Source organism: Butyrivibrio sp. NC2002 (assembly GCF_000702265.1).
Classification (GTDB): Bacteria; Bacillota; Clostridia; order Lachnospirales; family Lachnospiraceae; genus Butyrivibrio.
The window spans coordinates 102,029-117,551 of record NZ_JNKZ01000007.1; the positions used below are offsets into that span (position 1 = coordinate 102,029).

16 protein-coding genes and 1 other annotated feature are annotated in these 15,523 nt (G+C 38.2%); of the genes, 15 read left to right on the plus strand and 1 reads right to left on the minus strand.

Annotated elements, in window-relative coordinates:
* Positions 1-12 precede the first annotated feature (12 nt).
* Positions 13-1,212, minus strand: a complete 1,200-nt coding sequence (locus tag T543_RS03795; RefSeq protein WP_035765971.1) for a ribose-phosphate pyrophosphokinase — start codon at positions 1,210-1,212, stop codon at positions 13-15.
* 189 nt (positions 1,213-1,401) lie between these two features.
* Between T543_RS03795 and T543_RS03800 the strand changes: the two genes are divergently transcribed.
* The 15 genes from T543_RS03800 to T543_RS03870 all read left to right on the plus strand — a co-directional run bounded on the left by T543_RS03800 (position 1,402) and on the right by T543_RS03870 (position 15,518).
* Positions 1,402-2,748 carry a DUF512 domain-containing protein gene (locus tag T543_RS03800; RefSeq protein WP_155843151.1) on the plus strand — a complete coding sequence of 449 codons (1,347 nt, stop codon included), beginning with the start codon at positions 1,402-1,404 and terminating at the stop codon, positions 2,746-2,748.
* Between the two features lie 82 nt (positions 2,749-2,830).
* Positions 2,831-4,159, plus strand: a complete 1,329-nt coding sequence (der, locus tag T543_RS03805; protein ID WP_035765973.1) for a ribosome biogenesis GTPase Der — start codon at positions 2,831-2,833, stop codon at positions 4,157-4,159.
* A gap of 18 nt (positions 4,160-4,177) precedes the next feature.
* The gene (gene plsY, locus T543_RS03810; RefSeq protein ID WP_035765974.1) at positions 4,178-4,831 is read left to right on the plus strand and encodes a glycerol-3-phosphate 1-O-acyltransferase PlsY; all 654 of its coding nucleotides are present in this window, start codon (positions 4,178-4,180) and stop codon (positions 4,829-4,831) included.
* 14 nt (positions 4,832-4,845) lie between these two features.
* A complete protein-coding gene (locus T543_RS03815; RefSeq protein WP_035765975.1) occupies positions 4,846-5,868 on the plus strand; it encodes an NAD(P)H-dependent glycerol-3-phosphate dehydrogenase in 1,023 nt (340 codons plus the stop codon).
* A gap of 11 nt (positions 5,869-5,879) precedes the next feature.
* On the plus strand, positions 5,880-7,427 hold the full coding sequence (locus T543_RS15040; protein WP_051638518.1) for a GGDEF domain-containing protein: 1,548 nt from the start codon (positions 5,880-5,882) through the stop codon (positions 7,425-7,427).
* 138 nt (positions 7,428-7,565) lie between these two features.
* Positions 7,566-8,585: a leucine-rich repeat protein gene (locus tag T543_RS03825; RefSeq protein ID WP_035765976.1), complete on the plus strand. Its 1,020-nt coding sequence runs from the start codon at positions 7,566-7,568 to the stop codon at positions 8,583-8,585.
* Between the two features lie 190 nt (positions 8,586-8,775).
* Complete coding sequence (locus T543_RS03830; RefSeq protein WP_035765977.1) at positions 8,776-9,444, plus strand: hypothetical protein; 669 nt, start codon at positions 8,776-8,778, stop codon at positions 9,442-9,444.
* 112 nt (positions 9,445-9,556) lie between these two features.
* Positions 9,557-9,866, plus strand: a binding site (T-box leader).
* A gap of 56 nt (positions 9,867-9,922) precedes the next feature.
* Complete coding sequence (gene tyrS / locus T543_RS03835) at positions 9,923-11,143, plus strand: tyrosine--tRNA ligase (RefSeq protein WP_035765978.1); 1,221 nt, start codon at positions 9,923-9,925, stop codon at positions 11,141-11,143.
* Between the two features lie 313 nt (positions 11,144-11,456).
* Positions 11,457-11,747 carry a DUF4176 domain-containing protein gene (locus T543_RS03840; protein ID WP_035765979.1) on the plus strand — a complete coding sequence of 97 codons (291 nt, stop codon included), beginning with the start codon at positions 11,457-11,459 and terminating at the stop codon, positions 11,745-11,747.
* A gap of 28 nt (positions 11,748-11,775) precedes the next feature.
* Positions 11,776-12,765 (plus strand): hypothetical protein, encoded by a 990-nt coding sequence (locus T543_RS16025; RefSeq protein WP_051638519.1) that lies wholly within the window; start codon positions 11,776-11,778, stop codon positions 12,763-12,765.
* Between the two features lie 18 nt (positions 12,766-12,783).
* Positions 12,784-13,428 carry a hypothetical protein gene (locus T543_RS03850; RefSeq protein WP_035765980.1) on the plus strand — a complete coding sequence of 215 codons (645 nt, stop codon included), beginning with the start codon at positions 12,784-12,786 and terminating at the stop codon, positions 13,426-13,428.
* Positions 13,429-13,523: 95 nt separating this feature from the next.
* On the plus strand, positions 13,524-14,141 hold the full coding sequence (locus T543_RS03855) for a hypothetical protein (RefSeq protein WP_035765981.1): 618 nt from the start codon (positions 13,524-13,526) through the stop codon (positions 14,139-14,141).
* Positions 14,142-14,157: 16 nt separating this feature from the next.
* Entirely contained in the window at positions 14,158-14,472 is a 315-nt protein-coding gene (locus T543_RS03860) for a DUF4176 domain-containing protein (RefSeq protein WP_035765982.1), read from the plus strand.
* A gap of 476 nt (positions 14,473-14,948) precedes the next feature.
* Positions 14,949-15,269 carry an ArsR/SmtB family transcription factor gene (locus T543_RS03865; RefSeq protein ID WP_051638520.1) on the plus strand — a complete coding sequence of 107 codons (321 nt, stop codon included), beginning with the start codon at positions 14,949-14,951 and terminating at the stop codon, positions 15,267-15,269.
* Positions 15,270-15,302: 33 nt separating this feature from the next.
* The gene (locus T543_RS03870; RefSeq protein ID WP_035765983.1) at positions 15,303-15,518 is read left to right on the plus strand and encodes a cation transporter; all 216 of its coding nucleotides are present in this window, start codon (positions 15,303-15,305) and stop codon (positions 15,516-15,518) included.
* The last annotated feature ends 5 nt before the right edge of the window (positions 15,519-15,523 follow it).

A 15,523-nucleotide genomic window follows, 5' to 3' on the forward strand; every position in this document is an offset into this window, starting at 1 on the left:
AAGGACTTCTTCTTAATCGAAGAGGTCCTCTGTTTTTGCACTTCTTGAGTTGTATTTTTCAAGGATTTTATGAAGCTTTTCTATAGGTGTGATAACAGAACTAAGAGTACTGTCATGATTCATGAAATCGATGATGGTTGCAAGGAACTTACTCATGTCACTTACTATATAATAAGGTCTTTCCATAAATTCCGGATTCTGGTAGATCAGGTTGGTTGTGATAACCGCATCGAATATACCGTTCTTATATGCTTCATCAAATGATTCCATACCATTTGTGAAAAGTCCGAAGGTTGTGCAGATAAATACGCGCTTTGCCTTCTTTAACTTGAGCTGTCTTGCAGTATCGATCATACTTCCGCCGGATGAGATCATGTCATCGATTATGATAACGTCTTTTCCTTCGATGGAAGAGCCGAGGTATTCGTGTGCAACGATAGGATTGGAACCGTTAACCACCTTGGAGAAATCACGGCGTTTGTAGAACATACCGGTATCAACTCCCAAAACGTTGGCAAATGTAACAGCGCGGTCCAACGCACCCTCGTCCGGGCTTATTACTGTAAGATGTTCCTTATCTACGGTAAGGTCCGGAATATTTGAAATAAGAGCTTTCATAAACTGAGGCGAAGCCATGAAATTATCAAAGCCTGAAATAGGTGCTGCATTTGAGATCCTGGGGTCATGAGCATCGAAAGTGATGAAGTTATCAATACCCATTTTGTAGAGCTCAGCGAACATTACTGCAGCATCAAGGGATTCTCTGTTATTTTTATTATGCTGTCTTCCTTCATATAAGAAAGGCATGATCACATTGATTCGTCTGGCTTTTCCGTTGATAGCGGCGATAACTCTCTTAAGATCCTGATAGTGGTCATCGGGAGAGTAATAGTTGTCATATCCGTACATTTTGTAAGTCATACTGTGGTTCATTACATCAGTAAGGATAAAAACATCTTTACCTCTAAGAGATTCGAGCATCTGGGCTTTACTTTCTCCACTGCCAAATCTGGGATTTGAGTATCTCACCATGTAGTTGTCTCTTGAATAGCCCTGAAAAGCCGGGTCATTTGTCTCAAGGTTGTGAAAATTGTGACGGAAATTAACTAGATGATCGTTTACAAGGGTTCCAAGTTCCTTTGCTGAATCCATAACAATTACGGCCAAAGGAGCTACGGGAATTGATGAATCAAGTTTTTGAAAATCAGGCATTTTATCTCCTAACATATTTGAAAAAATATTATTTATAAAATACATAAAACAATGAATTTTATTCAGCTATTATCTTAGGGTATGAATACTGACACGTCAAGAAATTTCATGTATAATGTTTAAACAGTACAGATTTTTTGTTGTTCTTATATAGGAAAACAAAAGCTCTATTTTTTTATGGTGGTTTTAATGAATAAAGGACATTTAATAAGCAGAGTTTTGGAAGGCAGCATCGCCATGGAGATGGAAATTGCTCCCATGGACAGGCTCCTTGAAATAAATGGTGAAGTAGTAGAAGATATTTTCGATTATCAGTATATGATCCAGGATGAAGAAGTTACGCTCCTTATAAGGAAGCCGAACGGTGAGGAGTGGGAGCTTGATATCGAAAAAGATTATGATGAGGATCTGGGCATCGAATTCGAGAACGGACTGATGGATGACTACAGATCATGTTCCAACAAATGTATTTTCTGTTTCATAGATCAGATGCCTCCCGGAATGAGGGAGACGCTTTATTTTAAAGATGATGATGCGAGACTTTCGTTTTTACAGGGCAATTATGTAACACTTACAAACATGAGTGACAAGGATATTGACAGAATACTGAAATATCATTTGTCACCTATTAATGTGTCTTTTCAGACGACTAATCCGGAGCTTCGCTGTAAGATGCTAAACAACAGATTTGCGGGAGAGGCTCTTAAGAAGGTGGACAGACTGTGCGCCGAAGGAACAGGCATTGAGATAAACGGACAGATCGTTTTGTGCAAAGGTGTCAATGATAAAGAAGAGCTTCACAGAAGCCTTTCGGACCTGTATAATTACAGACCTAACCTCAAAAGCGTATCAGTTGTTCCTGTTGGACTCTCAAAATTCAGAGATGGGCTTTATCCACTTGAGCCTTTTGAAAAAGAAGATGCTCTGGAAGTTATAAAGGAGATTAGCTTTTGGCAGGAAAAGTCTTATAATGAATATAAGGATCATTTTGTCCATGCATCGGACGAATGGTATATGATCGCAGATCTTCCGATTCCGGAGGCTGATATATATGACGGGTACGGCCAGCTTGAAAACGGCGTCGGAATGGTAAGGCTTTTGATAGATGAATTTGAAGAAGCCTTAAGCGAAATTAAGGAAAATGGCATAGAGGGTATAGATTTTAATACCTTTTCAGATGAAGTATCCACAGTTTGCGGTAAGCTTATTTATCCATATATCTGCAAGATGTCGGAAAAGCTTATGGAACTTGTGCCGAATCTGAAGATTCATGTACATGAGATAACAAATAACTTTTTCGGTGAGAGGATCACCGTGACAGGGCTTTTGACAGGGTGCGATATAATAGAACAGCTTACAGGTACACCGATAGGAAGTAAGGTATTTCTTCCAAGAAATGTCCTAAGGGCAGGAGAGAACTACCTGCTTGATGATGTGACCATAGATGAGATCGCAGAAAAGCTTGGCACTGAAGTTAAGATCCTAGGTCCTTCCGGCAGGGATTTTATATTCGGAATATTAAGCAGGGTAGTGTAAAGCAAGTTATGAAAACATTAGACCGTCCTAAGGAATCCACCGCAAGCGGTACCCCTTAGGACCATAGACAGGATGGTAATTTATGAAAAGAAAAAATATAGTGGCTGTTGTGGGCAGACCAAATGTAGGAAAGAGTACTTTCTTTAACGCAGTCGCTGGAAAAAACATATCAATCGTCGAGGATACTCCCGGCGTAACAAGAGACAGAATATATCAGGATGTGGAGTGGCTTAATTACAACTTTACACTTGTTGATACAGGTGGTATCGAGCCTGATTCCAACGACACGATCCTGACACAGATGAGAGACCAGGCGGAGATAGCTATTGAAACTGCTGATGTCATAATATTCATGGTTGATGTCAAGCAGGGACTTACCGATGCGGACTCTCAGGTTGCCGACATGCTCAGAAAATCCAGAAAGCCGATTGTTCTGTGCGTAAACAAGGTTGACAGCTTTAAGCGTGACAGCCTTGATGTGTATGAGTTTTACAACCTCGGTATAGGTGATCCTATATCTATAAGTGCTGCAAACAAACAGGGAATAGGTGATCTTCTTGAGGAAGTTGTTAAATACTTTAATCCTTCAGATGCTGAAGAGGAAGAAGATGACACAATAAGAGTTGCTGTTATCGGTAAGCCGAATGTAGGTAAGAGCTCTATTATCAACAGGCTCTGCGGCGAGAACAGACTTATTGTTTCTGACGTTGCAGGTACAACGCGTGATGCAATCGACACGGAAGTAAAATATAATGGCAAAAAATATACCTTCATTGATACAGCCGGACTTCGAAGAAAGAACAAGGTTAAAGAAAAGCTCGAGGAGTACATGATACTAAGAACCGTTACTGCGGTTGAAAGAGCAGACGTAGCGGTTATCGTAATAAATGCCGATGAAGGCGTTACCGAGCAGGATGCCAAGATTGCAGGAATTGCGCACGACAGAGGAAAAGGCATAATCATTGCTGTTAATAAATGGGATCTTATCGAAAAAGATAATAAGACCGTAAATGAGTTTACCAAGGATGTTCGCACAACACTTTCATTTATGCCTTATGCTGAGATAATTTTTATTTCCGCTGAGACCGGACAGAGACTTGTTAAACTCTATGACATGATTGATGCGGTAAGTGAGAACCATGCAATGAGAGTTGCAACAGGTGTGCTTAATGAGATAATGATGCAGGCAGTTGTAATGCAGCAGCCCCCGTCAGATAAGGGTAAGATGCTCAAACTATTCTATATTACCCAGGCAGCGGTCAAACCTCCGACCTTTGTAATCTTTGTTAATGATAAGAAGCTTATGCATTTTTCATATACCAGATATATAGAAAATCAGATAAGAGCATCATTTGGCTTTAAAGGAACGCCACTTAAATTTATAATAAGAGAAAGAAAGAACGAAAAGTAATTCAGGGGGAAAAAAGTTTTGGTAAGGGTTTATTGTTTACTTATTGGCTATGTTTTTGGCATGTTTCAGACTGCAGTACTTTATTGCAAGTTAAAAGGTGTCGATATAAGAAACGTAGGGAGTGGTAATGCGGGAACCACAAATACTCTTAGAGTACTCGGTGCAAAAGCCGGATTTACCGTGCTCTTTGGCGATATGCTAAAGTGCTTTATCGCTGTAACACTCGTAGGTGTTTTGTTTGGAAAAAGTCATCCTGACATGGTTTATCTTTTGAAGATTTATGCTGCAGCAGGATGTATATTGGGACATGATTTCCCTGTTTTCCTCAAGTTTAAGGGAGGAAAGGGAATAGCCTGTACAGCAGGTTATATCTGCGGCTTCTTAAGACCGGAGTTTCCGCTTGTAGGCGTACTTGCATTTCTTATTCCTTTTAATATCACTCACTTTGTATCACTTGGATCACTTTGCCTTTATGCTGCATTTTTTATTCAGGTAGTGATAGAAGGGCAGATGGGAATATTCGGAATGAGCCAGATACACCTTATTGAGATGTATATTATTGCATTTGCTCTTACGGCGCTTGCATTTTATCAGCACAGAGCAAATATAGAGAGACTGCTTAAAGGTAACGAGAGAAAAACTTATATTTTCAAAAAGAATAAAGTTGATTAAAAAAGGAGATCATTTTGGACTGTAAAAACGTAGCTGTCATAGGTGCGGGAAGTTGGGGAATAGCTCTTGCATACAGACTTAGTAGTAACGGACATAATGTGACATTATACGCTAGAAGATTAGAAAGTGCTGACAGATTAAAAGCTGACAGAGAGGATAAGGATAAGCTCCCCGGAGTTTACCTTGATGAAAAGATAAATATTACTTCAGATATGGAAGAAGCTCTGAAAGATATGGACATAATAGTCCTCACAGTTCCGTCTGTGGAGATCAGAAATGTATGTAAAAAGATGAGACCATATCTTGCAGGGCCTGAGAAGAAACAGATAATTGTCAATTGTTCCAAGGGCATAGAGAAGGATTCACTTATGCTGATGTCGGACGTAATACTTGATGAACTTCCGGGTTCAGAGGTAACCGTCCTTTCCGGTCCTTCCCATGCAGAGGAGGTTGGAAAAAACCTTCCGACCACGATTGTAGTCGGTGCTTTTTCCAAGGAAGTCGCTAAAAAGGTACAGGACGTATTTATGTCTGATACCTTCAGAGTATATATAAGTCCTGATATGCTTGGAATAGAGATAGGAGCGGCGCTTAAAAATGTGATAGCGCTTGCCGCCGGAATAGCTGATGGTATGGGCTATGGAGATAATGCAAAGGCAGCTCTTATAACAAGAGGAATCGCAGAAATGTCCAGACTTGGTAATGCTATGGGCGGAAGATTTGAGACATTTGCCGGTCTTTCAGGTATTGGAGACCTTGTAGTAACATGTGCATCAATGCATTCAAGAAACAGAAAAGCCGGTATCCTCATGGGACAAGGGCTTAGCTGTGAAGAAGCCTGCAAACAGGTCAAAATGGTGGTTGAAGGTGTAAACAGTGCCAGATCAGCATACCTTCTTGCTCAAAAATATAATGTGGAAATGCCCATAGTTGAGCAGATAAATCTTATAATCTATGAGAATAAATCTGCAAGGGAAGTTGCAAAAGACCTCATGCTGAGGGATTCAAAGGCTGAAAATGATGTCATTGATTGGTAAAAGGGATTTCTATGACTGATATTTTTTATCATCGCGAAAATAAGATGAATTATCTGGAATATGACAAATTCTTATCCGCGAACAGGCTTAAGGTCAACAGACGCCTGAATACTATATTATGGCTTTGCATTCTGGTAGGACCTGCAATTGCGCTTGGTATAAAGCTGCAGGTTTTTTCCGCTGCGAAGTATTCTATTTGTGCTTTGATTTCTGCCGGAATGCTTATAGTGGCAATTGTGCACTACTTTTTGCTTAAGAAGTATAAAGACTCGATCCCTGCAGGAATGTTTGCGTTTTTCTTTATGGATGTGCTCATTATGATCATGGAGTATGAGCATATTCATATAAATTTAACATGGTTTTTTGTTCCTATGCTGAGCATACTTTATACCGAAATAGGTGTGTTTTTGTATGCCTCAGTATCTAATTTCATTTTTATGGTCATCTCTGTATGGCTTATATCGCCATATAACTCAAGTATAAACTTAGATTATAATACAGTTCCGAAGTATTTTATGAATACCATTTCCGATTACGTCATTGAATACATTCTTATGTTTGTTGTTGGTTATACGATCACCAAGATTTCCAACATATATTTTGGGGATCTGTTAAAAAGGCATAATGAAATCAAAAACCATGCGGATATGCTTAACGCACAGATGGATATTCTGGATTCAATGGCAGGCATTTACGAATATGCTAATCTACTTGATTTTCATAAAATGACGGAGATGTCCCTTCTTGATAAGGGATACCGTGCGCATGATATCAATCTTGAAATCCATGCTCACAGCAGAATGAATCATATGATAAAGAGAAAAGTTGTTGAGGAGCATCTTGATGCATTTCTTGACTTTACAAATATGCGTACCATCCAAAACAGACTGTATAAAAAGAAGATTATCTCAGCCGAGTTTATAGATAAAGACAATGGATGGTTTCGTGCTCAATATATTAACGTTGAGAGTGACGAAAATGATATTCCTTTCCTTGTTATATATACGATACAGAATATAGATGAGGCAAAGAGAAGAGAGGAGACTCTTGTTCGTATATCTTATACCGATGAACTCACCGGACTGTTTAACAGAAGAAGTCTGGATGAAGACATCAAGGCAAAAGATGGAAAAGCGATCGAAGAAGATTTTGCGGTTTTAAGTATCGATCTAAACAGATTAAAACATGCAAATGATACCAAAGGTCATGCTGCAGGTGATGAACTTATAAAAGGCGCAGCAGATATTATTAGAAATGCTATCGGAAGCTCCGGAAAAGTATATAGAACCGGTGGAGATGAATTTACGGCATTGGTTCACACTAAAGATGTGGATAAACTGTCTGACAAGATCACACAGATGTCAAAGGGGTGGAGCGGTCAGATTATTGATGAACTCTGCATGTCTATTGGTTATGCAACCCATAAGGATCATCCTGATGCTGATACCTGCGAGCTTGAAAAGATAGCTGATATGATGATGTACGAAGTAAAATCCCGTTATTATCAGGAAAATGGAATTGACAGAAGAGGACATAAAAAAAGTACTGCAGATAATTGAATAGATAATTTTTAATTTTTTGCAGGAAAGGAAATATAAACAAATTACAGATAAACTATGTGATTTCTTTATTGACGAGATATAGTATATATGATTAGATTGTTCTTGTTGAAAAAAGTTTTTAGGAGGAACAATTTAATGGGAAACAGTTTTAAACAAAGCGCATGCAAAAGTATGATCAATTTTGTATGCGCAATTTTTATGGGTGTACTTATCACCTGTGCATTTGGGTTTACTGCAAAGGCAGCTAACAGAACGTTCGAAATTGACTTAAGTAACGGTCAGAAATATGTTGTTAACGATGACTATGATACTCCACAGTCCGGATTATCTGAAGAATCTAAAAAATGTGTTGCTACGCTAGTAAGTGCCATGGCATATTCAATAAATGAGCCTGATTTAAATAAGAATGAGGTGCTTTTTAAACTAAGTGAATCACCAAAACAGTACATTTATGGTGTAAAAGGAAAAGATACTACAACTTTTTATGCAGATTCTGATTGTGTCGGAACCGGTATATATGTTTTGGATAAGAATGCCATGCAAAAAATTGCTAAAAGTGAAATAAAAGAATTGTCTGATGATCCTTCCGAAATTGAAGAAGTTACAAAGCAATTCATGATGATGATGGAAGAAATGATCGAGGGCAAAGCGGGTGACGGCACATCTGTATATACAGTTGTTGTTAAATATTCCGATGCTGCAATAAAAGTAGATGCTGCAAGCAACAAGGTTTCTTTCACACCCGGACAGGAAATAACATACGGTAACAATAAGTATGTTATCGCTGATGCAGAGGGTAACCTCCGTTTTACAGGTGTTGTAGCATCTGCTAAAAGCGTAGTGATCCCTGACACAGTTAATTATATGGGCTATGATCTGAAGGTTACTGAAATCGGTGACAAGGCTCTTATGAAGGACAAGAAGGTTAAGACAGTAACTCTTGGCGCTAACGTAACAAAGATTGGCAAACAGGCATTTTTCAAAGCAACAAAATTAAAGAAGCTTAAGATTAATTCAAACGTTCTTACAAAGGTTGGCAAAAAAGCTGTTGGAAAAAATGCTGATGGATTTGTTGTAAAGGTAAATAAATCAGCTAAGAAGTCAATAAAGAGAGTATTTAAAAAAGTTGGCCTTAAGTCAGTAAAAATCAAGTAAAACAATATAAATCCCACACACAGAGTATTTTTTTCTCAGTATGTGGGATTTATAATTTATTATTTTTTTAAAAAGTTTTAACACAATTTTCACAAAATGTGGTATTATAGAGGAACGTTGTTGAAAAGTAAATCTTTTCGAAAACAGTGTTGTAAATCACTAAGTAATAAAGGAAATGGGAGAAGAAAAAATGAAAAAGATCGTAAAACAGATTCTTGCTATGGCTCTTGCCCTGGCAATCGCATTCACATTCGCACCTGTTGAAGCACAGGCTGCCGGTGTTAAGCTTACTAAGAAGAACTCAGGTAAAGTTAGCTGCGTATACTACAAGGGAGCAAAGGCTAAGAAGGCTTCATACTCAATGACAGCTGTTAATAATGGCGTAATTAAGGATTATCGTACAGGCGCAATTTACAACAAGTACACAGTTTCAGTAAAGCTTAAGAGATCTAATCTTTCTAAGAACGATATTGTCAGAACTGTTCAGGAATCAAGAAAAAAGGGTGGAAACATCTCCGATTATGTACTTATAGTAACTGATGCTCAGGGTAATGCTCTTAACGATGTTGCTATTGATGGTTACATGGACTATGCTAACTCTTCTTCATCTAGAACACTGAAGGCTAGATCCGGCTATACAACATATTATATTTGGGGCTGGAGAAAAACAACAACATATACATATACAGTATATGTGCCTTACGAAAAGGCTGGTGTTTATATTGGCTTTGCCGGTCTTAGAAATGGTCAGATTAAGAAGTCAAAGGCTGACGCTTATACAGATGGCGAAATCAACTACTATCAGGCTGGCTTTGGTAAGAACAAGAAGGGCTTTGCAATCGCAGGCTGCATTCAGTAATTTTTATTGATCATGATGAGCTGTAGAATGAGAAATCATCCTACAGCTCTTTTTCTTTAAGCTGATCAAAAAACAGCCTTGACATATTGTCTAAAATATTGATAATTTTTATTTAAAGGCTTTGAACGGAACAAGTAGTTTACTGTACCTGCCACAGAGAGTTGCCGGTTGGTGAGAGGCGCGGAGACTGGACTTTAAATGAATACATCCGGGAGCTGCACGGAAGAATGATTTTGTTTTTGAAAAAAATTTAGTAAGCCGTGACGAGAATTCGAGCGTTAGTCGAAAGAGTATGATGTCTGAATCCGGTTAAGGATATGCGATATATCGCGATCATGGATAGTGGGCAAAGTACTTACTGAGGTATGCAGAGTGATTTGCATATGAATGAAGGTGGTATCACGAGTTAATTCGTCCTTCGCAGTCAATTGATTGCGGAGGACTTTTTTATACTCCGCAAAATTTCAGGAGGTGCGTTATGCAGATTTACGAAGAACTTAAAAGAAGAGGCCTTATCGCTCAGGTTACAGATGAAGAGCAGATAAGAGAACTGGTGAATGCAGGAAAGGCAACATTCTATATTGGATTTGACTGTACTGCAGATTCACTTACAGCCGGTCACTTCATGGCTCTTACACTTATGAAGAGACTTCAACAAGCCGGAAACAAGCCGATCGCTCTTATTGGCGGCGGTACAACAATGATCGGCGATCCTTCAGGAAGAACCGACATGAGAAAGATGCTTACAAGAGATGACATCGACCACAATGCAGAATGCTTTAAGAGACAGATGGAGAAATTCATCGACTTCGGCGAAGGCAAGGCTATGATGGTCAATAATGCTGACTGGCTTATGAACCTTAATTACATCGAGCTTTTAAGAGAAGTTGGTGCATGTTTTTCTGTTAACAATATGCTTAGAGCAGAGTGTTATAAGCAGCGTATGGAGAAGGGACTTAGCTTCCTTGAGTTTAACTACATGATCATGCAGTCCTACGACTTCTATTACATGTTCCAGAAGTACAACTGCAATCTTGAGTTTGGTGGTGACGATCAGTGGAGCAACATGCTGGGCGGTACAGAACTTATCAGAAGAAAGCTCGGCAAGGATGCTCATGCAATGACAATCACACTTCTTACTGATTCAAACGGAAATAAGATGGGTAAAACAGCCGGAAATGCAGTATGGCTTGATCCTAATAAAACAAGTCCTTTTGATTTCTATCAGTATTGGAGAAATGTCGGTGATGCTGACGTTGATAAGTGCCTTAAAATGCTTACTTTCCTTCCTATCGAAGAAATCGAAGAGATGGAAAAATGGGATGATTCAAGGATCAATGAAAAGAAAGAAATCCTTGCATTTGAACTTACAAGCCTTGTTCATGGAAAAGAAGAGGCTACAAAAGCTCAGGATGGCGCAAGAGCACTTTTTGCAGGTGGCGGAGATATGTCAAATGTACCTGCTGTTTCTCTTAAGGAAGAAGACTTTAGAGATGGTGTGATCGATATTCTTCAGGTACTTGTAAGCGCAGGACTTTGCAATACAAGAAGTGAAGCAAGACGTGCAGTAGAGCAGGGCGGCGTAACCTTTAAGGATGAGAAGGTTACAGATGTAAAGACTACATACACAAAGGAAACATTCGCTGAAGGTGTAATGGTTCGTAAGGGTAAGAAGTCATATAAGAAAGTAGAGCTTTAAGCAAAAATATGTTCAAGCGGACATGATATCGTGTCCGCTTGGATTTTCATTTGATAAGAGCAATTCGCGAGTTGTTTTAAATAATCTCGCGAGAGCCTATTATCAGAGAATCGTTAAGAGGGGACTAAAAATGGTCATTCGTCCTCGATTTTGTGCATTTCGTCGCGGAAATGATCATTTACACACTTTATGTAGTATTATTCGTTGGTGAGGAAAAATAAGAGCCGGATAATTTTGTCTTTTTGCGTATGCAATATACGTGATTGAATGAAGTAAATAGGATTTTGACCGGTGTTAATAGAGGAGAGTATGTATGATTAAAACATTTCCAATTGGGACTGTTGTTCAGCTTGGTGGCATGAAAGAAAAGATCATGATTGCCGGAAGACAGCAGATCAATAATGAAGAAAACGGTAGAGTATATGATTACTCAGGATATCCTTATCCGCAGGGAATGGATGGAGATGATGTTTATCTCTTCGATGCTGAGCAGATTGTAATGGTTTACCATATTGGATATCAGGATCTTGATGAAGTTAATCAGAAGTTCATCATAGCAGAAATTGCAAAAGAAGTTGAAGCTGAGAGGACTGAGAAAGAATAACACTAAAGTTTAGTCGGAGGGAATCATTTTGGGGAAGTTTTATTTAGATGTGGATCAGGCAACTGCCCAGGTCACTCGTCTTAGAAATCACAAATCAGGTTTAACAGCTCGTAAATCCAGACTTATGGAAGTTCACAGCGACTTGTGGATTGGCGTTGAAACAGAAGCTATAAGGGAAGTGCTTGAAAGGCTTAATTCAAATCTTGAATTAGAAGCAAATCAGGTCGAGATTTTAGCGACAGCACTTGAAAAAATAATTGCTCTTTATGTAAAGGCTGAAACAGATATCACTAATCATATAAATGGCGGTCAGGCTACGACTCCTCCAAGTGGTAACGGTAATGGGACAACGCCATCAGATAACAGCGGTGATGGAAGCAAACCTTCAAAGCCTGAGCAGGGAGATAATTCAGGTGATGAAGAAGATCCTGATGAACCATTTAATGTTTATGATTGGCTGGCAGAAGAATCAGGTTTGCCAAAGGATGTTATCGAAACGATAGCATTGATCCTTAGTTTTATTCCTGTTATAAATTGCCTTACAGATATAATCGATATTATAAATCATGTATCTGAGGCACTTGGTGATGATGGCAAAATATCGTGGGTGGAAGGTGGAGTAATAGCTTGGGATATTGTAAATCTTGGACTTGATATAGCTTCTGCAGGCGAAATCATTAAGGGAGCTACTAAGGCAGTTAAGTCAGTTAAAGCAGCAAATACAGCAGCTAAACATGCAGACGATGTCGCAGAAGCAGCCGCAAAAACTGCAGCTAAAAAAGCAGCAAAATCAGGCGGCTCAGTTCCTGCAACAAAAGCTGCAAAAAAAGCAACAAAGGCACTAAAGAGAGCAGAAAAGGCTGCAGATAAGGCTAAAGCTGCAAAAGAAGCAGCAAAGCAGGTTACAAAAGAAACCGCTAAGAAAGCTGCGAAAAAAGCTGCCAAAGATACAGCGGGAAATGCTGCAAAAGGAGTACCGAGAGGAAAAGCTAAGGATTATCTAATTGATAAGTATTAAGTATTTCGGAGGTATATTTTGAAAAGATTATTTAGCAATGCATTTTATAATCACAGACATTTTTTCAGACGGATGTGTCTTATTTTTGCAGCACTTGCTTTAGTTTCTGCAATAAATGATTTTCATACGGCTGAAGTAGTAAATGATTATATTTCTGTCCCCGGATATCTTACAGATGTTGAGTCGTTTACGACATACAGAAGATTAAGACAGGTTACAGAATATAAATACACGGTGCATTGGTTATATGATGGCGAAGAATATACAAAAAGAATAACCGCAATAGAGAAGCCTGATCTTGATCTTTCTACTGTAAGAATAAATGCTGAAAATACAGATATGACAATGGGGAATTCAAAAGACATAAGAATAAGTGCATTTGGCTCACTTGCAGTTTCCATTCTGCTTTTTATTATATGGCTTTTCTTTTACAAGATGGATAAAAAAAGGCACAACATAAGCAGAGATGAGTGGAGTTCAATATATTATACTTCACTTGTAAGTTCTGTAGTAATGCTTATAGGAGTTATATATAGTTCGGTAATTGTTTTTAAAGTAGAGGGTAAAACCATGCAGTCATCAATGACTACGCTTTTATTAGTTTCTGTTTTTGCGTTTGTATTATCTGTTATCATCAACAGAGTTGCAAGAAATAAACAATAAATACTTCTCGTCGGTGTTGATGATGAATTCTCCATCGACTGGTCAGGTTTTGAAATGCCTAAAATAGATTGGCCCTGGTAATAACGGAGTATGTGATGAAGTTAAAACTTAAGCAAAATAGTAAATGGTTTGGAAATGTAGATTTTTCTCTTATAAATATGAATGGTGAAAGCCTGGGTAATATTGCTATTACCGCTAAAAGGACATACTATTCTATATCTGCCATGGTGCAGATAAATGGGAAAAAGGCGATAATAAAACCAATTCGTTTACTTGATTCTATAATGAATAATCCATATAGGGAAGTAGTATTAAGACCAATTAAGCCTTTTAGGATAACCGGATATTATTCTGAAGGATGGATGTTTGAAAAAGACACTAAGCTTGTTACAAACAATAGATTTGTTTTGCAGAGAATGTTTCTGGATACCGGAAGTTATGTTATGTACAAGGCAGGCTTTGGAAAAGAAGGCATGACCTGTGCTGTTTATAAGGATGATACAAAAATTGCTACTGTCCATCAACCGTCCAAAATAATAAATGATGTTTATGATTTTGATATGGATGTTGATGAAGGATATCTCATGGAAGCAACACTTATGGTCCTGCAATGGTATCTTGGACATTACCACACATTTAATCAAATGATTAAGAGTGTTAGTGTATCAAACATAACTACCAGAGACGAATTTGTTTTATCAAAAGTAATGTAAGAAAGAGGATGAAAAAATGTTTAATGAATTACTTTTACCTGTTGGTTCGGTTGTCTTATTAAAAGGCGGAGAAAAGAGAGTAGTAATCTGCGGCCGTATTCAGATGAAGAACGGTGATGATAAAGTATATGACTACTCAGCATGCACTTTTCCCGAGGGAATTGTAGATCCCGGGAAGATGGTATTCTTTAACAGAGATATGATTGAGAGAGTATATTTTATCGGATGTCAGGATGCTGAAGAGCTTGCTTATGCCAGCAAAATAAAAGAGATTGGCGAGTTTGTAGTAAAGGACGGAAAAATTGTTCCTAAGAAGGATATAGAAGCCTGACTATATTAAAGAAATTCATTTATTACATTTGGGGTGTAGTGTAAAGCAAGTTATGAAAACATTAGACCGTCCTAAGGAATCCACCGCAAGCGGTACCCCCTTAGGACCATAGAAAGAGGGAACGGTATGAAAAAGCAAAAATTTCTAACTAAATTTGGCGAACATATGTAGAGCACAACAATACAAGGTATTACTCAGACTGGTCTAATGTAAAGAGCACAAAAATAAAATAAATGAAATAAAGCAAGGGCTATCGGCGGGATGTGTTATCGGATCCTAAGCGATAGTTCTTTTTATTCAATGGCTCTTTTTATTATATTAAATTGTATTGACATAAGCATTTTTTGGAGGTATATTATATTCAAACATATGAATAAATGTTCATATGTTTGGAACTTAAAATATAAAAACGTAACTAATATCACAAATGCAGGAGTTATGAATTTTTCCTGCAACCAAAATAAGGAGCTTAGCCAATGGACAACAAATTGACATGCAAGCTTGAAGAACTTCCGGATGAGGAAGAGATGTATGATCTTGCAGAACTTTTTAAAGTCTTTGGGGACTCGACCAGAATAAGAATCCTGTTTGCACTGTTTGTTTCGGAATTTTGTGTGAACGATCTTGCGGAGAACCTACAAATGACGCAGTCTGCAGTGTCACATCAGCTTAAGATCTTAAAAGTAAATAAGCTGGTAAACAGCAGACGAGATGGTAAGCAGATATATTATTATCTTGCAGATGATCATGTAAGAACCATTATTTCTATGGGAAGAGAACACATAGAAGAAAAATAATGATAATAAAAAAGAAAAGTGAGGATTATAACAATGAAAAAGACCTACAAATGTGAAGTTGATTGTGCTAACTGTGCTGCAAAGATGGAGGATGCCATCAAGAAGCTTGATGGAGTTAAGGATGCAAGAGTTAATTTCATGACTCAGAAACTTACACTTGAAGCTGATGAAGACAACTATGACAACATCCTTCAGCTTGCTGTAAAAGCCTGCAAAAAGGTTGAACCTGATTGTGAAATTGAAATCTGATGACA